18 protein-coding genes, 1 pseudogene and 1 other annotated feature (1 of these 20 cut by a window edge) are annotated in these 20,823 nt (G+C 37.7%); of the genes and pseudogenes, 4 read left to right on the top strand and 15 right to left on the bottom strand.

Features of this window, described 5'->3' with window-relative positions; genetic code table 11:
- Positions 1 to 5: a binding site (T-box leader), on the top strand (it extends 259 nt beyond the left edge of the window).
- Positions 6 to 61: 56 nt separating this feature from the next.
- The 3 genes from NST59_RS03210 to NST59_RS03200 are packed head-to-tail and all read left to right on the top strand — an operon-like array spanning position 62 to position 3,274.
- A complete protein-coding gene (locus tag NST59_RS03210) occupies positions 62 to 1,723 on the top strand; it encodes a 2-isopropylmalate synthase (RefSeq protein ID WP_144490768.1) in 1,662 nt (553 codons plus the stop codon).
- On the top strand, positions 1,724 to 2,779 hold the full coding sequence (locus NST59_RS03205) for a helix-turn-helix domain-containing protein (protein ID WP_144490767.1): 1,056 nt from the start codon (positions 1,724 to 1,726) through the stop codon (positions 2,777 to 2,779).
- Between the two features lie 18 nt (positions 2,780 to 2,797).
- A complete protein-coding gene (locus tag NST59_RS03200) occupies positions 2,798 to 3,274 on the top strand; it encodes a YbaK/EbsC family protein (RefSeq protein WP_144490766.1) in 477 nt (158 codons plus the stop codon).
- A 273-nt stretch (positions 3,275 to 3,547) separates the two neighbouring features.
- On the opposite strand, the gene NST59_RS03195 is transcribed toward NST59_RS03200, so the two are convergent.
- The 15 genes from NST59_RS03195 to NST59_RS03125 all read right to left on the bottom strand — a co-directional run bounded on the left by NST59_RS03195 (position 3,548) and on the right by NST59_RS03125 (position 18,931).
- Positions 3,548 to 4,249, bottom strand: coding sequence for a hypothetical protein (locus tag NST59_RS03195; RefSeq protein WP_056705746.1), 702 nt, complete (start codon positions 4,247 to 4,249; stop codon positions 3,548 to 3,550).
- A 20-nt stretch (positions 4,250 to 4,269) separates the two neighbouring features.
- Positions 4,270 to 5,691, bottom strand: coding sequence for a deoxyguanosinetriphosphate triphosphohydrolase (locus tag NST59_RS03190; RefSeq protein ID WP_056705749.1), 1,422 nt, complete (start codon positions 5,689 to 5,691; stop codon positions 4,270 to 4,272).
- A 145-nt stretch (positions 5,692 to 5,836) separates the two neighbouring features.
- On the bottom strand, positions 5,837 to 7,093 hold the full coding sequence (locus tag NST59_RS03185) for a tyrosine-type recombinase/integrase (RefSeq protein ID WP_056705752.1): 1,257 nt from the start codon (positions 7,091 to 7,093) through the stop codon (positions 5,837 to 5,839).
- On the bottom strand, positions 7,093 to 7,296 hold the full coding sequence (locus tag NST59_RS03180) for a DUF3173 domain-containing protein (RefSeq protein ID WP_056705756.1): 204 nt from the start codon (positions 7,294 to 7,296) through the stop codon (positions 7,093 to 7,095). The genes NST59_RS03185 and NST59_RS03180 overlap by 1 nt, the downstream gene beginning before the upstream one ends.
- Positions 7,297 to 7,316: 20 nt before the next feature.
- Entirely contained in the window at positions 7,317 to 8,348 is a 1,032-nt protein-coding gene (locus NST59_RS03175; RefSeq protein ID WP_056705758.1) for a replication initiation factor domain-containing protein, read from the bottom strand.
- Positions 8,326 to 8,832 carry a hypothetical protein gene (locus NST59_RS03170; protein ID WP_034320420.1) on the bottom strand — a complete coding sequence of 169 codons (507 nt, stop codon included), beginning with the start codon at positions 8,830 to 8,832 and terminating at the stop codon, positions 8,326 to 8,328. Before NST59_RS03170 ends, NST59_RS03175 begins: the two co-directional genes overlap by 23 nt.
- Before the next feature lie 299 nt (positions 8,833 to 9,131).
- On the bottom strand, positions 9,132 to 10,520 hold the full coding sequence (locus NST59_RS03165) for an FtsK/SpoIIIE domain-containing protein (protein ID WP_341040055.1): 1,389 nt from the start codon (positions 10,518 to 10,520) through the stop codon (positions 9,132 to 9,134).
- Between the two features lie 17 nt (positions 10,521 to 10,537).
- Positions 10,538 to 10,900 carry a hypothetical protein gene (locus tag NST59_RS03160; RefSeq protein ID WP_056705761.1) on the bottom strand — a complete coding sequence of 121 codons (363 nt, stop codon included), beginning with the start codon at positions 10,898 to 10,900 and terminating at the stop codon, positions 10,538 to 10,540.
- 196 nt (positions 10,901 to 11,096) lie between these two features.
- On the bottom strand, positions 11,097 to 11,300 hold the full coding sequence (locus NST59_RS03155; protein WP_056705764.1) for a hypothetical protein: 204 nt from the start codon (positions 11,298 to 11,300) through the stop codon (positions 11,097 to 11,099).
- A 144-nt stretch (positions 11,301 to 11,444) separates the two neighbouring features.
- Positions 11,445 to 11,630, bottom strand: coding sequence for a hypothetical protein (locus NST59_RS03150; protein ID WP_056705768.1), 186 nt, complete (start codon positions 11,628 to 11,630; stop codon positions 11,445 to 11,447).
- A gap of 207 nt (positions 11,631 to 11,837) precedes the next feature.
- Positions 11,838 to 13,379 carry a glutamine-hydrolyzing GMP synthase gene (gene guaA, locus NST59_RS03145; RefSeq protein ID WP_024424487.1) on the bottom strand — a complete coding sequence of 514 codons (1,542 nt, stop codon included), beginning with the start codon at positions 13,377 to 13,379 and terminating at the stop codon, positions 11,838 to 11,840.
- 186 nt (positions 13,380 to 13,565) lie between these two features.
- Positions 13,566 to 15,770, bottom strand: a complete 2,205-nt coding sequence (locus NST59_RS03140) for a DUF4129 domain-containing transglutaminase family protein (protein ID WP_341040051.1) — start codon at positions 15,768 to 15,770, stop codon at positions 13,566 to 13,568.
- A gap of 9 nt (positions 15,771 to 15,779) precedes the next feature.
- Positions 15,780 to 16,865: a DUF58 domain-containing protein gene (locus NST59_RS03135; protein WP_341040050.1), complete on the bottom strand. Its 1,086-nt coding sequence runs from the start codon at positions 16,863 to 16,865 to the stop codon at positions 15,780 to 15,782.
- Between the two features lie 101 nt (positions 16,866 to 16,966).
- Entirely contained in the window at positions 16,967 to 17,929 is a 963-nt protein-coding gene (locus NST59_RS03130) for an AAA family ATPase (RefSeq protein ID WP_039176899.1), read from the bottom strand.
- 102 nt (positions 17,930 to 18,031) lie between these two features.
- Positions 18,032 to 18,931 (bottom strand): cation diffusion facilitator family transporter, encoded by a 900-nt coding sequence (locus tag NST59_RS03125; RefSeq protein WP_034282879.1) that lies wholly within the window; start codon positions 18,929 to 18,931, stop codon positions 18,032 to 18,034.
- Positions 18,932 to 19,413: 482 nt separating this feature from the next.
- On the opposite strand from NST59_RS03125, the pseudogene gabP reads away from it, so the two are divergent.
- Positions 19,414 to 20,810, top strand: a pseudogene (gene gabP, locus NST59_RS03120) (GABA permease); the annotation flags it as partial.
- Between the last annotated feature and the right edge of the window lie 13 nt (positions 20,811 to 20,823).

Here is a 20,823-nt window from a genome sequence, read left to right as displayed (position 1 = left end):
CCAAGTTAAATCTTGGGGATGAAAGGCTTTTTTTATATTCCAATTACAGGAGGAATCGATGATGTTTAATCACAAAAAATACGAAAAGAAATACTTTTTGCCACCGAAGCTTACTTATGATTGGGTGAAGAAAGAAACATTAGAAAGTGCTCCGATATGGTGCAGTGTGGACTTACGGGATGGTAATCAAGCATTACCTATTCCTATGAACTTAGAAGAAAAATTAGAAATGTTTCAGTTACTAGTAGAGATCGGTTTTAAAGAAATTGAAATCGCATTTCCAGCTGCTTCTGATACAGAGTTTAGGTTTTTGCGGACACTGATTGATCATCACATGATTCCAGACGATGTCACGATTATGGTGATCACGCAAGCGAGAGAGCATATTATCCGCCGAACCTTCGAAGCCATTAAGGGGGTACCGAAAGCGATTGTTCATTTATATAATTCGACTTCAGAAGCGCAGCGCAGACAAGTATTTAAGAAAACAAAAGATGAAATTAAACAAATTGCCATTGATGGAGCTATTTTAGTAAAAGAACTTGCCGAAAAAACAAATAGTGATATTTATTTTCAATATAGTCCAGAAAGCTTTCCAGGAACAGAAGTTGATTATGCGTTAGATATTTGTAATAGTGTTTTAGATATTTGGAAACCGACACCAAATCATAAAGCAATCATCAATATTCCGACAACAGTTGAATATTCAATGCCTCATATCTTTGCAAGTCAGATTGAGTATATACACAAAAATCTGTCTTACCGAGACAGTGTGACATTATCTGTTCATCCTCATAATGACCGTGGCTCTGGGGTGAGTGATGCAGAATTTGGTGTTCTGGCTGGCGCAGAAAGAGTCGAAGGTACATTATTTGGTATCGGTGAACGTACAGGGAACGTAGACTTGATTACCTTGGCGATGAATATGTATTCACAAGGTTATGATCCAAAATTGAATTTCAATAACCTAGAAGCTATTCGTAAAAAATATGAAAAACTAACAAAAATCACTGTTCCTGAGAGGCAGCCCTATTCTGGGGAGATGGTTTTCACCGCATTCTCTGGGTCACATCAAGATGCGATATCTAAAGGGATGAAATATAGAAAAGAAAATAATATTGATAAATGGGACGTTCCGTATATCCCAGTAGATCCAGTTGACTTGGGGAGGAACTATCAAACGGATGTGATTCGGATCAATAGCCAGTCTGGAAAAGGCGGCATAGGCTATATACTAGAAACAAATTATGGCATTAAACTTCCTTATCAAATGAATGAAGCCATGGGATATGCAGCGAAAAAAGTATCTGATCAGACAAATAGGGAATTGTCTATCGAAGAAATATATCATGTTTTTGAAAAGCAGTATGTTGATTTTCACCCTCATTTCCAGCTGCTTGATTATCAATTTAATAAGGGAAATAAGCAGGAAGTCACCTTAACTTTGCTGAGAGATCAGCAACAAATTGACATACAAGGAACTGGCACTGGAAGTTTAGATGCCATCAGTAACGCGTTAAAAGCATATTTTCATCTCGAGTATGTTTTGGAAGTCTATGAACAGAATTCTTTGGGCAAGGATTCCGAAGCAAAAGCCTGTGCACAGATTGGAATTTCATCTCAAGGAAAAATGCATTGGGGTGCGGGAATTGATAAAGATATTATAGAAGCAACAGTAAAGGCCCTGGTGGTGGCAGTAAATAAACTAGAGGTTTGGATGTAGATGGAAAAAGATAAACTTGAAAAACATGAAGTGATGCAATATTTAAGAGAATATAACGAACAAGAAATCTTTTATCAACAATACCAACAGAAAAAGCATGACAATACATCATTGCAATTATTTTTGAAGGATTATGATAAACACAGTCTAATGCATAAACAAATATATATAGAAGAATTTTTGCTAAATGGGCAGAATGAATTTGAAAAGGAAGATACCATGTGGTTAGATCAGGAGAAGGATATCGAAGTGAGAAAGTATAGCCGTTTTATGCCCCAATTGTCGGCTATCCATGATTTCTTTGAGATGATCTATGTTCTGGAAAATGAGATGTATGTAGAAGTGGAAGGCAAAAAAATGGCTTTAAAATCAGGAGATATTGCCTTTATTCCACCTAACACAATACACAAGCCAATTGTAATGGAGAATACAATCGCCATGCAAATCATGATCCGTAAGAGTACTTTTCAAAAAGTGTTTTTTAAAATGCTAAAAGGAAATCATGTCATTTCAGAGTTTTTTTTGAATGCATTGTATATAAAAGAAAATAAAAATATTCTTATTTTCCATAGTCACTTGGATAAACATTTGCTAGACTGCTCTCTTCAACTATTTGCAGAAAATTATAATCGGTTCCCTAGTTACCAGTTGATTATGAATAATGTGTTTGAGATATTATTATGTTTCTTATTAAGATTCAAACCAAGCCATATGAACGTCAATCAGGTCAAACAATCTAGTGATATACGTATGATTCAAATGCTACAATATATTCAGCAATGTTGTGAGCATATTACCATCCAGGAGATGGCAGAGGAATTTAACCTTTCTCAATCTTATCTGTCAAAATATATAGCTCGTAAGCTTGGGAAATCATTTCGTGAGATTCGACAAGAAATAAGATTGGAAAAAGCCTGCGAAATGCTCACTGGCAGCCATTTACAAGTAGATCATATTGCGGCAGCCGTTGGTTATCAAAATGCAGAACATTTCATTCGTTTATTTAAGAGAAAATATCACCTAACACCACATCAATATCGATTAAATAATAGATAATAAAGAGGAGAAATGATCATGTCCATCAAACAAGTAAAAGACTATTTTAAACAATATGATATGGATACTCGAATTCAAGAATTTTCAGTATCTAGTGCAACCGTAGACTTGGCTGCTTCTGCACTGGGCTGCGAACCTGAAAGAATCGCAAAAACACTCTCCTTTCTAGTAAATGGACAAGCTATTTTAGTTGTGACCTCTGGCGATGCAAAAGTTGATAACAAAAAATTCAAGGAATATTTTAAAACAAAAGCTAAAATGCTTTCTCCTCATGAGGTTATTGACTTGGTCGGTCATGAAATTGGCGGAGTATGTCCTTTCGCTACAAAGAATGGCGTTTCTGTTTATTTAGATATTTCACTAAAACGTTTTGAGACAGTCTATCCAGCCTGCGGGAGCAGTAACAGTGCTATTGAACTCACAATAAAACAATTAGAAAAACACTCCGGTTATTCACAATGGATTGATGTGTGTAAGGGATGGAATGATGAATGAACACATTAAAATGGAAGTAAAAAGTGCAATTAAAAAAAGAGCTAGAAACCCTTGATACACAAAGGTTTCTAGCTCTTTTATAACTATTCCCACTCGATAATAAACAGTACTCCCTCTTTCCTTGTATGACAGCACGTTTTGAAAAAAACATTGTTTTGGTGGTGCGTTTGGTGGGTAGTACTAATGAGAATCATTCTTTATTAATATGAAATTCCCCTTAAATAGCACTCACTTATATTATGGTTCCTAGGCTTTAATATGAGTAAATGCAATTTAAATATGCTGTAATTCATACTTTATTTTTTCTTTTGATAAATGATCTTTTTTATAATGCGTACATTGTAGGTTATAAAGATTCTCTACCAATTCAACCGATTCATCTGCTAAATGTTTCTTAAAAACCCTTTTAAGGTTACTTGAAAAATTAAGCTTATATTCTTCTTTATATTTATCTTTAAAAACAAGAGCTCTTAATAAATTCAGCTCAACTTGAGGATTCTCTTCTAAATTCACATCTAATTTAGAAGCTTTTATAGAAGTTCTAAATAATTCATCATATAATTTAGATTTATTAAAATTGTATACAATACCATCTATATTCAAATACACAGACTTCGCTAAATTTTCTTCACTAGCTTGCAAATTTGTATTTTTAAATGCCCATGTGTTTTCTAAATCCCATATATCAAATTCCATATTTCCTATTTTAAATTTGAATCCACCAAATCTGTTTCTTCTATTACTATATTTCTTTGTAATTAAATCAAAATTAGTTTTATCTTTAAACTTTATTGCTATATCAAAATCTCTAGGTAGAGGGGGATTATCAGGAAACAAACAGATATCTCTTATCGAACCTCCAAAGAACAATAAATCGCCTACGTTAGACAGTTCTTCAATGAAGTTAAGTCTATTAGAATCTTTCCCCAGTAAAAAAATCAGTCTATTTTTTATTTCTTTTTCATATCTACTCACCTTAAATCCCCCCTCTATAACTAAGGTAATCTTACCCCTAATAGCTCTTGGTGTAAACTCACTGCATATCCATCAGTCATACCAGAAATGAAGTCTGTTACTAATTGAAGTCTATTGTACAATGATAAATCTTTAAATTCCACTGTAGGCTTGCCCTCTTTAGAAATTCGTTGAATATGCCTAAAGTTCTCTGATATTAAATGAATAAGTTTTTCATGTTTTGTTTTAGCTTCTGTTAAGCCATCAACGTTTATAACAGCGTTAACAAATAAATTTAATAAATCAGATATGACTCTATCCCCTACTAATTCAAGAGTTAAAACTTCCTTATCAGTAAATACATGTTTATAAGCTACATTCTTCAATTCTTTCGAAAGTTTTTTTGCTGTAGAATTAGATAGTAAATCCCCTTCAAAAGCACCTTCCATAATTGAACCATAGTTATTTTTGAAACTATCGACTACAGCATTTATTAATATGCCTTGGATATATACTTTAAAATTTTGAACATTTATTAAATCTTTATCAGGTACTTTGTTTAACAAAGTTTGATCTCTTAGTTGTTCTAATATTGCAAATTGGTTAGGGTACTCCTTTTCAAATTTTCCTTTAATATTTTTATAAATATCATCCCATTTTATTACTTTCTTTTTTACAGCATCTTCAATGTCAGCAGTTAAATAAGCTATGTCATCTGCTGCTTCTAAAATATACGTAGCAGGATGTCTACATCCATCAATACCTATCTTATTTTTTATTTCTTCAAACAATTCTTGTTCAGAATGAAAATATCCAAACTTCTTTTTTCCTTTAATTTTTTCATCATTAGAAGCCCATGGATATTTCATTAATGTTCCTAATGTTGCTAGAGTGAAATTAGCACCATATTCATCATTTAAAAATTGTAACTTACTTAAAATTCGTATTGCCTGTGCATTTCCTTCAAAAAACAGAAAATCATTCTTCTGTTGTTCATTTAATTCTCCAAATAATTCTCCATATGTTTTGCTGTCTTTGTCCGCTATTTTTGTATCTGGTTTTATATTAAACCAATCTTCAAACCACTTCCGAATAATATCTTCACCATAATGTCCAAATGGTGGATTACCTAAATCATGTACTATACATGATACTTCAACTAGTGAGGCTAACTCTCTAGCCTTTGCAAAATCTTTAAAAACTTTTTCTTGAATTAACCATTCTCCTATATTCCATGCTAATGATCTGCCTAAAGAGGCAACCTCTAAAGAATGTGTTAACCTTGTCCTTGTAAAATCATTATTTTGTAAGGGAAATACTTGTGCTTTATCTTGTAGCCTTCTTAGAGATGAAGAATATATAATTCGTTGATAATCTTTATCAAATTCATTTCTGTGAGGAAGACTTTTACTTTCTGACTTCCTTTTTCGTTCACCTAATAATAAATTCTCCCAATTTAACATAACCTAACCTGCCTTTTTGTATTTTCTTTCCTTATAATTCTATCTTATCAAAGTACAAGGAGAAAAACAGACTTATTTTAACATCACATACTTATATGAACTTTGCTACATATACTTAAATATTCTAATCCCTTACATCTCAAAATTAGCCTCTTAAATTACTTTTTTTAAAAGCTTGATTTCCATTAAATTTAATGTTTGTTTGTGATGCTGTTTTGATTATAACGTTCCCAGCCATTATTTCAGCAATTGCAGTATCTGCCCCACTCCACATATGGGCATAGTGTTTTAAAGTAATCTCTGGACTTGAATGTCCCATACGTTGTGATAGTACAAGAACAGAAACATTAAATTCATTGATTAAATATGAAGCATGGGAGTGACGCAATCCTTTTGCTTGAATACTTGTTACTCCTGCGAATTGTGAATAGCGTTTAATGATTCTGCCTATTGTCGATTTAATCATTGGCAATCCATCATAACTAAAAATAAAATCGTTTGAATTACCTAACCCTATCTCCAATTGTCTTTTTCGCCAAATTGTTAATATATTTATTGTATCATCATCAAGAGCTATAATTCTCTTTCCATCTTCCGTTTTTGTGTACGAATTTCTTTTCCAATCACTTCTCGTTTTCATAATTAGCATATGATGGACACGTAAACGTTTATTTTTCAAATCGACATCATTCCAACGTAAAGCAGTTCCTTCATTCACTCGTATTCCGGTCATATAGTAGACCCACAGCATAACAAAATTCAGATGCTCATAACAATCTTCTATATAAATTTGGTTTATCACCTTTTCAAAGTCATCTTTTGTCCAATACGGCACAATCGCCTTACCTTTAGGAATAGCTCTAACCTTCTTAGATATGTTCATTTCTAGGTATTGCATTTCAACAGCTTTATCTAAACTTTTACGAAACGTTCCAAATACTAGACTTGCATAAGATTGTGAATACCCCGCACCACCCTTTTCTTTACTTGTTAATAACCATGTGCGAAAATGCTGTACGTCTTCTACTGAGATTGAACGAAGAGGGATAGAAGCAAATCTATCCCTGATCTTCTCCAATATTCTTTTTCGCACAGAGAATGTACTTTCTTCAACATTCGTTTGATAATAAGGTATGTACACACTATTCATAAATTGTTCATAAGTCATTTTATAGTTAGAATAACTGTTAACCTTATGATATTCTCTTTTTAATCGAGTTAACTCTTTGTTTGCTTCAAATGCAGAAGCAAAAGGCTTACCATTAACATCTTTTCTTCCCTTTTTACGTATTCGTTTTCCCGTAATTCGATCAATACCAAATTCCGATTGATAAAAGAAATTTCCTTTATCATCAACATATACACCAGGGTATTTCGTTGTTTGTTGCGTTTTATTTTTCATTAGGAGTTACTCATTTCTGCCAAAAGGGAAACTCCTAAAATTGATTCAACCACATCCCTCGGTACTCTCCCTAGCCTTTTGTTGTTATAATACGGACAACCTTTTTGTACCATGATTGCTTTTGCCTGCCTAATTAGCGAAATAGCTTGATATTTCTTATAGCCTAGTTTTATTAAATCATCTTTACAAATTGTTGTACCCATCACACATATCCCTTTCCACACTAGTATTCATCTTCGCTTACAAGTTCTAAAACACGTTGCTCGATTAATGATTGATCAGACTCAGTGATTTTTTCTTTCCCTATATGTACTAACTCTTTCAAATATTCCTCAGCATATTTTTCGCCGTATACTCGCCTAAATGATTCATAGACCATACTTATTGACTTTACAGTTGAATGCTCAACCCATTTTTTCTTTTTCTTTAAAGTCAACTTTTCACGCTGTACTTTCAAAGGTATTTCTTCAATACCTTCTATAAACTTTCCCCACCATTTCATTGTAGGAAGCCTATTTTTGTTATGTAACTCACTAACATTCTTAGGTTGCCTCTTGAAACAATAATGTGCTGATAGAACACCTTTAACTATAGCGTTCAATGGTTTCCCATTTGAGATTTGAAGAGCAACTAACATTGCTTTGTTTCCTGTCAACTCTAGTTCCCATCTAACCCATTTTCCAATGTTCACAACTTCATCTGCATTATCTCGTCTTTCTTGTTTCTTATCATAAATTCGTAAAATTTGAGGAGATGATCCTACGTACAACGTAAACCCTGTTAGTTTTCCATCAAGAATCCTTCCACTATTTATTTCAACATATTTATGGCTTTTCGTACTCAACTGCCCTCGTTTCACATAATCCTGTAGCGTTTTTACAGATGGAGAAGCATTATCGAATATATCTAATGCCAAATCTATCCTTGATATTTTCCCTTGTATTCCTAAAATAAATGATACAAATTTGTACCAATGCCATCCATCAATTCTTGACATGAATTCCTCATACTGTCGACAAGCTTGTCCTGACATATCTACAAGAATGCTTCCATGATTTCCCGAAGAGTGGAGTTTTATATTCGCAAAGCTAATACATCTATCGTATGTTGGATAAGGCGATCCCTTAATCTCTGAAGAAAATTCAGAGATAGGGATTCCTAAAATTTCATTAGCAACGATTGGAAATTCACTATTCGGAATTGAACAACGAAAGTAATCAATAAGACACTGATTACTTCGATTTAGACGACTCATGTGCTTCACCAATGATGTAACTATCAGCTTCAACTTTAAGCTCTGAATACTGCCATGTATCAATCATTGGTTTACCTTGCCCAACAAATGCTTTCTTTTGAACCTTTTTAGGCTTCACTTTTAGTCCCGAAAAGGAAATTGGAATGAACTCACCATCTTCATAATCATCTAAAATAGGTAGGCTATCCTGTTTTTCAACTATTACAGTAATAGGGGAGCCAATTTCAGTACCGCCATTTTGTAAGACGAGTTCGATAAATGGACGATCATATACTTTAAATGTGACAGAATACTTTCCAGTTTCAACTAACTCTCCATTTAGATTTTTTTCTTTTTCAATTCGAGTAGTAAAGCCGTCTTTCTGAATCAGCATTGCTGTAGGAATCTTAAATTGTTTAATATCAAAGTGGAAATCAGCTAGATCCACATTTTCCGAGTCATTTAACGAATGTAACTTAGACGATTTTAATATTAGTTTTCCCATTTTTACAGACACCTCTTTATCATTTTTTAAATCCCCAACTCTCGGGATTTCACACAGCCCTCTAACCCATGAGCACCAAGAGTTTCGAGCATTTTCGTTGAGGGAGATTCACCAGTGTTACCCAACTGGTGCGACCCTATTTTTCGATTCATGTTGAGCAAAAATCGCTCAACTGGCCATCACTTTTTCTGAACGTTTTCGACCACTCCGTTCGGATGGCTCTGCCACCGCCTCAAACCTTCACAAAAATTGACGGTCAATGTTGGCTGTAGCTGTTTGACAAGAATAGCATTAAACACTTAATTTGCTCTCTGAATCATTAGTTTTTCTATTTCTGCTATAAAATCAAAATCTTTGTCTATATACGGCGTTTCGAAATAAACTGGAGAAGTGTGTTTGCCATCTAGTTGTATGTAACCTCCACCTTTTTCTGTGACAGTCTTATATTCAACGTCTTTCGTATCAAATATCATATTATAGCCAATGGAATCCATAGCACCTAACCCAGCTTTAAACCCCATTTGTGCCCTTATATTTGTAGGTAGATCATCTGCGGATGGACGTTGCATAAGGATCTCGATCATTACTCCAGCTTGTCTACCTTTCATTACTAGAGTAAATACATAATCTAATGCTTCTTTAGCAATTTTCTTATCCACTGAATGCATAAAAGCTGAAAATTCATCAAATATCACAATAACGACAGGCAAATTAAAGTCTCGATACGTTTTTCCGAAAGCTGATATGTCATTAAAATACTCCGTATATCTTCGTTCCATCAATTCGACAGTTTCTCTAAGAATTCGACATATTTGGTTGGCATCTGTTGCAACTTTATTTTCAAATCCAGTAATAAATCTAAACAGACTCAAATCAGCTTTTTTAGGGTCTATAATTCGTAAATCAGCTTGCGGAGTCAACTTCAAATAATTAACAATCTTACCTAATATAAAGAATGACTTGCCCGATCCAGTACCTCCTACAATAAGAGAATGGGGGGCCTTATGAAGCTCATAAGATATGTTGCCCGTTATTTTGATTTCATCTGAATCATTTACGTTAGTTACAGTAGAATTTAAATCTATACGTTCATCTTTATGCTTTAAAAATACATATTCAGCATAATCTACCGACTTATTGGTAGAGTCTAGTTCCAAGCCTAAAGCAGCTTCTAAATTCTCCCCTAGTTTCGTGGCTTCTTTGGTAAACCTGTCACCATCACGTAAAATCCTTACGACCACATGCCTACTTGTTTCCCTATATTGAATGCGAATTACTCTGACAATTCGCTTTTCCCTAACAACTTTATCGTTTTTAATAGATTCAAAGTATTCCTCGTCATATAATTTCAAAGTATCAATCATATAAGCTAAATTGTTCGCAATCCATGATTTAGGATTCTTAACAAAGTTAAAGTAGAGCCTTATACTTTTATAAATGGATACCGTCCAAAAAGTGATGATGATTAGATTAACGAAACCATTAAAACTGACAGAACGATACACCACAGGAATATTAATTATTAGTGGAGGAATAGCATTAGACACCATTCCACAAAAAGCTGTCAGCACAAATATGAATACTCCAAGGAGATATTTAAATAAATTCATTTTCCTGCGCGGAAAAACAACATGATGCCATTCACTCTGCCTTCTACTAAGGATATTCTTTAGTGCCTCTAGCTTCACAGATTACTAACGCCCTTTCAAGTTCTATTTTTTATATTTACTCGGTTCACTAATAATTTTACAAGGACCACATGAATTAACTTGCCAATCAAAACTAGAAGAATTGCAGATACTAATCCGCCCCAAAATACATAGGAAACATTAAAACTGTAATTTTTAAAACCTTGACCAAAGGTATCAAACTCTATCCAGCCATATTTTACTCCTGTCCCATAAACTTCACGAAGGTTAGTTACATCAGATGAAAACACATAAGTTCTACCAAAATCCGTAATACCTGACAGCCAATTCCCCAATAACAAATACACAATCGTAAAGGGTAGGAGAATTATAGCTGTCTCAAAGATAAATTTGTTTACCACTTTGATTATATTTTTCATTTATTTTCTTCTCCAAATTTTGCAATGGAGAAGCTTTAATTAGTGCTCTCCATTGCAAGTATGTTATTTCCTTTTCCTAATAATTATCTATGAAGAAGGATACTTCAAAAAATCAATAACTCTCTCTGTTTGCGTTTCACTATAAGTAATAACATTTAAATTATTTAGCTCAGTTTATTGCACAACATTTCTTACTTTATTCTTTAATTAGTTCTTTCCTACGTTCTAAGCACCCTACAGCATATGAATTCTTTTGCTTGATTGTTGAAATCATATAATCTAATTCATCTTCTGTATATGAATAATGAGATGTCGATAAATTGGCAAGTTGCTTCATCAGATAATTTAATTTTTCTATTCTCTTATTCATCAGACGTATAGATTTTTCTCTTTTCTCCATCACTTCACCCCCCTCACAATCAAATCAAAACGTCATGACATTATATATATGTAGATAATATACGGACAACGTCATGACGTCAAGAGAAAAATAAAAAAGACTATGTTATCCATAATCTTTTTCCTTTTAAAATTCTTCTGCTTACTATTCTGTAGCATCATCTTTGTTATGATATTGTTTTTTTATTTCTTCATAGTACTTTATAATCGCAGTATTAATAATCCACGCTTTCGTTACTCTATTTTCCTTTTCTGTAATTAATTTTTGGACTTTATTTAAGCTATCTTCTCCTTTTTGATTAAGGTAGAAAGAAAACTTTGTACTTGCCATTTAAAAGACCTCCCATTTTTACGTTTACAATAGCATGATACTGTCATGACGTCAAACACTTACAATATCATAAAAACAGATTTCTAAAAAAGAGCTTTTGGGGGGTTATTCGGTGGGGAATCATATAAAAACAAGCCTATTTCACAGCATTTGATCCACGATAAACACTGTAAAATAGGCTTAATCAATTTATATCATTCTTAATTATTACTCCCACTCAATCGTAGCAGGCGGCTTACTCGTAATATCATACACCACGCGGTTAATATGCTTCACTTCATTCACGATACGAGTCGAGATCTTCTCAAGTACATCCCAAGGGATTCTTGCCCAGTCACTCGTCATACCATCAATAGAAGTAACAGCACGGATGCCGATTGTGTAGTCGTATGTTCTTGCGTCACCCATAACACCTACGCTGCGGATGTCTGGGAGAACCGTGAAGTATTGCCAGATGTCGCGCTCAAGGCCGAAGTTGGCAATTTCTTCGCGTAGAATTGCATCCGATTCACGGACGATTTCTAGTTTTTCTTCTGAAATTTCACCTAGTACACGGATACCTAGTCCTGGACCTGGGAATGGCTGTCTCCAGACGATGTCATCAGGAATGCCCAGCTCTGAACCTAAGGCACGGACTTCATCCTTGAATAGCGTATTGAGTGGCTCAATCAATTCGAATTGCATGTCTTCTGGAAGACCGCCTACGTTGTGGTGAGATTTGATTGTTTGCGCTGTTGCTGTTCCGCTCTCAATGATGTCTGTGTAAAGTGTTCCTTGTGCTAAGTAGTCGATTCCTTTTAGCTTGTCCGCTTCGTCATCGAATACATAGATGAATTCGTTACCGATGATTTTACGTTTTTGCTCAGGATCAGACACACCTTTTAGCTTGTTTAAGAAACGATCTTTTGCATCTACTTTAATCACGTTCATGTTGAAACCTTCGCTAAATGTTTTCATAACCCCTTCTGCTTCGCCTTTGCGAAGAAGACCGTGGTCAACGAAAATACATGTCAGCTGATCGCCGATGGCTTTGTGGATCAATACCGCCACAACAGATGAATCAACACCGCCGCTTAGTGCGCACAATACTTGCTTGTCGCCTACTGTTTCACGGATTTTCTGCATTTCGATTTCAATGAAGTTCTCCATTGACCATTTGCCATCGCAATCACACACACCGAAGACAAAGTTTTTCAATAGGTCATTTCCGTACTCAGAGTGACGTACCTCTGGGTGGAATTGAACGCCATAGAAATTCTTCTCAGCTAAGCTCATCGCTGAGTTTGGACAATGTGCACTTGTTGCATCGACTGTAAAGCCCTCTGGTACTTCAACTACGAGGTCACCATGGCTCATCCAAACGACTTGATCCGTTGGAAGGTCTTTGAATAAAGCAGGTGTTCCGTTAATATGAATATCTGCTTTTCCATATTCACGCTGGCTTGCCGCTTCTACTTTCCCGCCTAAATAGTGAGTCATGAGCTGCATGCCGTAGCAAATGCCTAGAACCGGAATGTCTAGATCAAAAATCTTTTCATCACAGCGGAAAGATCCTTCATCATAAACACTGTTTGGTCCACCAGAAAGGATGATTCCTTTAGGCGCCATTTCTTTAATTTCTTCAGCAGTTAAAGTGTGCGGATGAAGCTCACTGTACACACCAAATTCACGAATACGGCGTGTGATCAACTGATTGTACTGACTGCCGAAATCGAGAACCAAAATCATTTCATTTACTAAATTTGTCATGGTGTCACCTCTATGTCCAATATAGTTTTTTATAAACGCACAGAAAAAATGAGAGGAGAAAACCTGCTCTCAGTGTGAATCACGCTTTTGAAGCGCCCAGACTCACATCCGAACGCTTCAATTTCATGTATTTTAGAAGGTTTTAATATTCACCTATTCTAACAACAGGAAGGTACGCGGTCAAGACTATCTCCTGTTTATTAAATTTTCCCATAACTTTGCCGACTGCTGCCAAAGCGCCGACGAATCCTCTCGCCGATAAAGCGCACGTTCATAGAGCTGCGTCAGCTCTGACATGTAATGATCTCCATCCTTCTCATCGATCAAAGAAGCGAATTCTCTTAGCGTCATACCTGGCTTTTTCTCAATTCCCCTGCGCCCTAGCTGCTTTAATAGAGCCGCATATGCATAGAAGAATGCTTCATCCTCTGGCAGACGTTTCACCTTTCTTACAATAAAGAATGGCAGCCATCTTGTTCTGAATCGATAAAGCATCCAGCTGATGAATCCAAGCAGGACAATAGCTCCTGCCGCATAACCTACAACCCAACCAGCATGTACCATATTTGGCTTTGCCTTCGCTGTTTGTTCCTTTGGTTGTGCCGGCTGCTCTGTCTCCTGCTGCTGCGGCTGGTCTTGCTGCTTTTCTTCACTTGCATCAGAACTAGACTGATTTTCTTCTTCCTTTTGATCATCCGTTTGATCACTTGAAACGGATTCATTTGTAAATGTCTCTGGGTTTGTAAATCCTTTTGTCGGTTCAAAGGTGACCCAGCCTCTGTTTGGAAAATAAACCTCTACCCATGAATGCGCATTGTTATTGGTTACTTCATACACATTGTTTCCATCCATTTGTGTTTCATATAACTGACCAGACGTATATCCCTTCACCCATCTCGCCGGAATCCCGATCGATCGAAGCATCACGATCATAGAGGTTGAAAAATTATCACAGTAGCCAATCATCGTATCAAATAAAAATTGATCCACATAATCTTCATTACGACCAGGCACAGCGACATTTTGCGTTTCATATGAAAACTTCGCAGATCCTAAATAATCCTCGATCGCTTTCGCTTTATCATACATATTATCCTTCGTTTCCGTTAAGCTGTTTGCCAAAGTTTTCACACGCTCTGGGAGTGAGGATGGAAGCTGCAAGTATTCACGGCCAACCTGCTGATTCACCTGCTTTTTTGTCGGTACTTTGATTCTCTGCAAATCCTCTAGGATAAATGTAGGAGATAAAAAGCTGACTTGATAGTTCCCTAAATTTTTGGGTGGGTTTTGCATAGACGGGACAATTTTCTCCGTTTTGCCTATGATTTGCAGCGGAATGTTTTCCATTGGTGTCAGCATGATCGTTCCAATAGGATACACAGCATGATTAAATCGATAATCCGATTCTATATCGATTCTTGTTTCATGCTCCTCTGTTTTCACTCGCTCAGTAAACCACCGATGCGGCACAGTGTCCTCCTTTAGCCGAGTAGGCTTCGTATCATTTGATGCATCCTCCCAGCCCTTTCCTGTGTAAATACTTTTTGTTTCTACACGAAAGTAAGACGGCTCCTTTCCGCTCCATTTAAAGACAGGTGTGCGGTCCTCACTAAACGGTCCGCCAAGCGCCGAATCATCTGCACTATATCCCACTTTATTCTGCCCGGCTGTTCCATCTTGATTCGTGACCGCCTTAAAAAACGGGACAGGATCGGGCCATTTCGGATCAGACTTTGGCAAAGAAGCACCGAGTGACGCTGATAGAAGGACAAGCGCCAGCATGGGGAAAAACCACTTTAGACGCGCTTTCTGTGACACCCGAACGCCCTCAGCTGAACGCAGTCGATCGAAATACAGCAATCCAAGCAAACAAAAGCCAAATACCATAATACGAACGATCGCAAATGTCGCATCATATGGCGTAAACGTATCAAGAATCGTGACATACACAACCGTCATCAGTAAAAAGAAAAAGATACGCTGCTGATAGACCACCCAATAATGAAGCAAGTAGACAAGCAGCCACAGCAAAATATAAAACAACAATGTGCGGAAAGACGGATACATGTCACTCCACATACCCATGCTCATTAACGTGATATTATCCTTAATATCAGCAAACAAAGCAGACGGATAGCCTGGCGCTGATTGATAAAAGATCAAATATAAGGCGAGCAAAATCAGTCCAGCACAAATAGGAAACGTCACATACCACTTCAGACGAAAGAACGTAAACAAACACGTAAGCCCGATAAAAATGATGAAATAAGACGTATGGCTCGTCTCTGTAAAATCTTGAAGTGGACGAAGCCACTCCCATAGCAGCAGAAAAGCTACAGCATAATAGATGAACAATTCAAAACGGCTTTGCCGCAGATGCGTATGCAGCATAAATGTTTGTCACCTCACAGTTCTTTCGTGCAGCCGGTCTTCAAATAAAAGGGTGATGCGTATTCCAGAGGCCTTGAGCCGGTCTGCAAGCTGTTTTTCTTTTGTCGTCAAACGGTCAACGGCTTTCTTCACTAAAAGCACGGTGATGTTCTTTCTATTTAGATTTCCAAAGAGACTTGCCGCAAGCTCCTCCTGCAGCTGACCTGTGACGACATATTTTCCTGAATGCTGATACTCACTCGCTGCTAACGGTTTATATTCTAGTGCGCGGGAAGGCTGATGCTGCACTCTTGTTAAATAATAAAGCATGTCCTGTAAATGAAGTTCTCCTTGATCGACTCGAAAGGCATGCTGATCTCCTAGTGGGACAAGACCTGACGGCACTCCTTTTTTCACAGCCGTTTGAAGAACAGATGCTGTAATAGAGACAACTGTTTCATAAACAGCTTGATCAGTAAAATCAGCAAACACGACAAGGTCCTTTGCTTGATTCTGTTCAAATTCCTTCGTCATCAGCTGGCCTCTTCTGGCCGTCGTCTTCCAATCCACCCAAGCAAACCGGTCTCCTTGCTGGTATTCCCGTACGCCTGTTGTCACATGGGTCGGTTCATTTAACCACGAGTGAACCGCTTTGCCTCCATTTTCATTCACTGACTCAGCAGGCTCTACAGGGATATCCAGCACTTTTGGGTAGACAAGCAGCTTTTTCTCTAGCGGAATGATGATTTCTTTTTCAACAAACCCAAACATATCACCCGTTTTGATTCTAACTGCTGTTAAATGATGCTCTCCCCGCGGAATATCGTTCAATTGATAAGTAAATCGCCATGTTTTCCGAAACCAAGGAAACAGCATTTGCTTCATTTCAATCTGTTCCTGTAAATGAAAGGTGTCTGGCGGAGCATCCTCTATCATGACGTAAACGTACGGAAATGGATGTGTCCGCTTGATTTCAAGGTCAACGGACAGCACGTCCCCCGCCTTCAAGCAGGTTTGCTGTAATGTTCTCTTGGCTGTCGCGCGAAGCGGAACGAGCGCAAACAGCAATGCATACAAAGCATATGGTAAAAATGCATAAAAAAGGAACCAACTCACAAACCCTCCCTGAAACATGGCATAACAAAAGGCTGCCGCGGTGAGAATGATGAGCATCATCACCCGTAACCATAATGAAACTGCTAAACGATGACGCGACTTCATTGAGTCATCGACTTTTGAACTGGCACGCCAATTTGCTCAAGCATTTGTCGCAGCAGTGTCTCCGCCTTCTTCCCTTCATATGTCGCTTCTGATGTCAAAATCATACGATGCGGTAATGTATAAGGCACCAAATACTGTACATCATCAGGAATCACATAATCGCGCTGATTCAAAAGCGCATACGCCTGTGCCGCTTTCATCAAGGCGATCGATCCCCTTGGACTGACACCTAGATAAACAGATGGGTGTTTACGCGTCGCTTGAGCAATTTCAACAATATATTCTTTAATGGATGCATCCACATGAATGGTTTGAACAGCCTGTTGCAACGCATGGATATGTTCCTTTGTCATGACAGCTTGGAGCGTATCAATCGGGGATTGCTTCTCCTGCAAGTTGAGCACCTCCAGCTCCTCGAGCATGGTCGGATATCCCATCTGCAGCTTGAATAAAAACCGGTCCATTTGCGCTTCTGGCAGCGGATAAGTTCCTTCATATTCAACTGGATTTTGCGTCGCCATGACGAAAAATGGATCCGCAAGCGGCATCGTTTCCCCGTCCACAGTGACACTGCCTTCCTCCATCGCTTCAAGTAAAGCTGATTGTGTTTTAGGAGAGGTCCGGTTGATCTCATCAGCTAAAATAATCTGCCCCATGATCGGTCCTTGCCTAAATTCAAATTCATTCGTCTTTTTATTGTAAATCGACACGCCTGTTACATCTGAAGGCAAAAGGTCAGGAGTGAATTGGATTCTCTTAAACTCACAACCAATGGATTTTGCCAAAGCACGAACCATCATCGTCTTCCCTACACCAGGCACATCCTCTAGCAGCACATGCCCCTTCGCCAAAATCGCAACAAGGCTTAATATCGCAATGTCTTTTTTCCCAACCATGACTTTATTGATGTTATCTACGATTTTTTGTAAATCTGAATGCATCGGTTCTTCAAATGCCATCCTGATCCTCCTATCACGTTTCTGTCAAATTTCATATAGTCTAACTTTACCATACAACACGCATTTGCATATAACATCAGCACGTATAAAAAAGAAGCCTTCTCACGATGGAAAAGACTTCTTCTCTTCTTTCGGCTCACTTGCTGGCTCCATATGAACATGAGAGTGTAAAATATCATGCTCCTGTTTCATTCTGCGTTCAATTTCATCTGCAATATCATGGCTTTCTGCAATGTTCAAGTTGGGCTCGACCTCAACCACTACATCCACATGGACTGTACTTCCAAGATAACGCGCTTTAATATCCTTTAAATCGCCCACTCCTGGTGTTGCTTCAATGGTCTCTTTATATTTAGACATATCTTTGATATGAAAACCGTCTGTTAACGAATGAGAGGCATCTCTGAAAATCTCCCATGCAGTTTTACAAATAATTAAGCCAATGACAAACGCTGCAAGCGTATCAATCCATGCCAGCTGAAATTGAGAAGCCATAATTCCTACAAATGTTCCAATACTCACATACGCATCTGATTTATTATCAGCAGCTGCCGCATGAAGAGCCTGGCTATTGATCCGTTTGGACAGATTGCGGTTATAAATATACACACCGTACATCACAACAGCACTTCCTGCTGCCGTCCAAGCCGCGATCATATCCGGCGTTTGATGCTCAGATGAGAAGAGCGACTTCCCTGCACTCAGCAAAACCTGAAGCCCAACAAGCATCATGATAAAGGAAGCCACAAGAGACGCAATATTTTCCGCTCTAAAATGACCGTATGGATGATCTTCATCAGGCGGCTTTTGAGAAATACGCAGCCCAATCAACACAGCAAGGGATGCAATAATATCCGTCGTGTTATTCAATCCATCTGCCGAAAGAGCCTCTGAATGAAACACGTACCCAATAATGAGCTTGACCGCAGATAAGATCACATAGGCAATGATGCTGACCCAAGCACCCGTTTCACCTTGTCTTAATTCGTTATAGCGCTCCATGTCGAACCGCGCCTCCTCACACATCACTTTTCTATTATTTATCTTACAAAGCAAAGCCCGTGTGGGTCTACAGCAACATGATTCGCTTATGTCAGCAAAATAGGATAAATAGAAATGTGTTGACCTAAGTAAACTTATTTTTACAAGGTCAAACGACCTCAAGACCTACTCCTATCAACCTTTTTCCAATTCTCTTCAAAATGGACATATCGTCAAATCTCTCTCCTTGGGGAAATTATCAGAATAATTTTATTTTGTGACACAACTTCCCCACCCCCTTTTTTATGTTATTTTAAGAATCATCCGAAGGAAAAGAGGGAACATAATCTCTCAAATCCTTTATACTTTTTAACATCATGTTAAGAGGTTTGAAATGTCAGTTTGATAACCTGTCCAATGCTGAATGACAATTCAGTGTGATAAAATTTAAAATATTCTAAAAACAAATTCTCTATTCATGAGAAATGTTTGGAGGTAAAGAAATGTCCAACATGACAAACGGTCTTCAAAAAAACCTTAAAACAAGACATATTTCGATGATCTCCATTGCTGGGGTCATTGGGGCAGGGCTATTTGTTGGTAGCGGCGCTGTCATTCATTCTGCAGGGCCTGGATCCATTCTTTCCTATTCTTTTGCCGGACTTCTGGTGATCTTTATTATGAGAATGCTCGGAGAAATGGCATGTGCCTATCCGACAAGCGGTTCTTTCTCACAATATGCGAGCGATGCTATCGGTCCATGGGCCGGTTTTACAATCGGCTGGCTTTACTGGTTCTTCTGGGTGATCGTCATCGCCATTGAAGCCATTGCTGGTGCTGCCATTATTCAATATTGGTATGGAGATGCACCTGTTTGGCTCACAAGTCTTATCCTCACAATCCTCTTAACATTAACAAATATCTTTTCTGTTAAATCTTTTGGCGAATTTGAATATTGGTTTTCATTGATTAAAGTCGTCAGCATCATTCTCTTTCTACTCATTGGTTTTGCATTTATCTTTGGTTTTGGCGGTCATCATACTTCAGGACTTGCCAATCTAACAGGGAACGGCGGTTTCCTTCCAAATGGATTCAGCTCTGTGTTACTCGGAATCGTTGTCGTCATCTTTTCCTTCATGGGAACGGAGATTGTGGCCATAGCGGCTGGTGAATCAGCAGACCCAGTCAAATCTGTGACGACAGCCACACGCTCTGTTGTATGGCGTATTATCGTATTCTATGTCGGATCAATTGCTGTCGTTGTCACCTTACTTCCGTGGAATTCCGCAAGTATTTTAACAAGCCCGTTCGTTGCGGTATTAGAATACATCGGTGTTCCATCAGCCGCTCAAGTCATGAACGTTATTGTCTTAACAGCTGTTCTATCTTGTTTAAACTCCGGATTGTACACAACGTCCAGAATGCTTTATTCATTAGCAGAAAGAGGCGAAGCTCCGAAACGCTTTATGAAAATCAGCAAACGTGGTGTTCCTGTAGCGGCTACAGTCGCAGGTACCTTCTTTTCCTACATTGCTGTCATGATGAACTATTTTTATCCTGAAACCATCTTTTTGTTCTTAGTCAATGCATCTGGAGCCATTGCCCTTCTTGTCTACTTGGTCATCGCCGTTTCACAATTAAGAATGCGCCGTAAAATCGAAAAAGAAAATCCAGAACAGCTCAAAATCAAAATGTGGCTGTTCCCATACCTCACGTACTTTACCATTTTGGTCATTTGCGCCATCTTGGCATCGATGCTGTTTATCGAATCCATGCGGCCACAGCTCATTTTGACGAGTATCATTACCTTTAGCGTACTGGCTGCTTATTTTATCTTTAAACCGAATAAAAAAGTGCCTGCAAATGCGGCGCTTGAAAATAAACACCCGTAATTCTCCCGCTGAAAAGCGGGT

The organism is Bacillus sp. FSL R5-0439 (assembly GCF_038008805.1).
GTDB lineage: Bacteria > Bacillota > Bacilli > Bacillales > Bacillaceae > Bacillus > Bacillus safensis.
This window is presented reverse-complemented; position numbering and strand designations above follow the sequence as displayed.

Bases quoted from the DNA above. Each gene is read 5' to 3' on its own strand.
- NST59_RS03155 (WP_056705764.1), bottom strand. From the start codon at position 11,300: ATGGAGAAAAGAGAAAAATCTATACGTCTGATGAATAAGAGAATAGAA.
- NST59_RS03170 (WP_034320420.1), bottom strand. From the start codon at position 8,832: ATGGGAAAACTAATATTAAAATCGTCTAAGTTACATTCGTTAAATGAC.
- NST59_RS03150 (WP_056705768.1), bottom strand. From the start codon at position 11,630: ATGGCAAGTACAAAGTTTTCTTTCTACCTTAATCAAAAAGGAGAAGAT.
- NST59_RS03200 (WP_144490766.1), top strand. From the start codon at position 2,798: ATGTCCATCAAACAAGTAAAAGACTATTTTAAACAATATGATATGGAT.
- NST59_RS03160 (WP_056705761.1), bottom strand. From the start codon at position 10,900: ATGAAAAATATAATCAAAGTGGTAAACAAATTTATCTTTGAGACAGCT.
- guaA (WP_024424487.1), bottom strand. From the start codon at position 13,379: ATGACAAATTTAGTAAATGAAATGATTTTGGTTCTCGATTTCGGCAGT.
- NST59_RS03210 (WP_144490768.1), top strand. From the start codon at position 62: ATGTTTAATCACAAAAAATACGAAAAGAAATACTTTTTGCCACCGAAG.
- NST59_RS03205 (WP_144490767.1), top strand. From the start codon at position 1,724: ATGGAAAAAGATAAACTTGAAAAACATGAAGTGATGCAATATTTAAGA.
- NST59_RS03125 (WP_034282879.1), bottom strand. From the start codon at position 18,931: ATGGAGCGCTATAACGAATTAAGACAAGGTGAAACGGGTGCTTGGGTC.
- NST59_RS03140 (WP_341040051.1), bottom strand. From the start codon at position 15,770: ATGCTGCATACGCATCTGCGGCAAAGCCGTTTTGAATTGTTCATCTAT.
- NST59_RS03185 (WP_056705752.1), bottom strand. From the start codon at position 7,093: ATGAAAAATAAAACGCAACAAACAACGAAATACCCTGGTGTATATGTT.
- NST59_RS03180 (WP_056705756.1), bottom strand. From the start codon at position 7,296: ATGGGTACAACAATTTGTAAAGATGATTTAATAAAACTAGGCTATAAG.
- NST59_RS03175 (WP_056705758.1), bottom strand. From the start codon at position 8,348: ATGAGTCGTCTAAATCGAAGTAATCAGTGTCTTATTGATTACTTTCGT.
- NST59_RS03130 (WP_039176899.1), bottom strand. From the start codon at position 17,929: ATGGCATTTGAAGAACCGATGCATTCAGATTTACAAAAAATCGTAGAT.
- NST59_RS03190 (WP_056705749.1), bottom strand. From the start codon at position 5,691: ATGTTAAATTGGGAGAATTTATTATTAGGTGAACGAAAAAGGAAGTCA.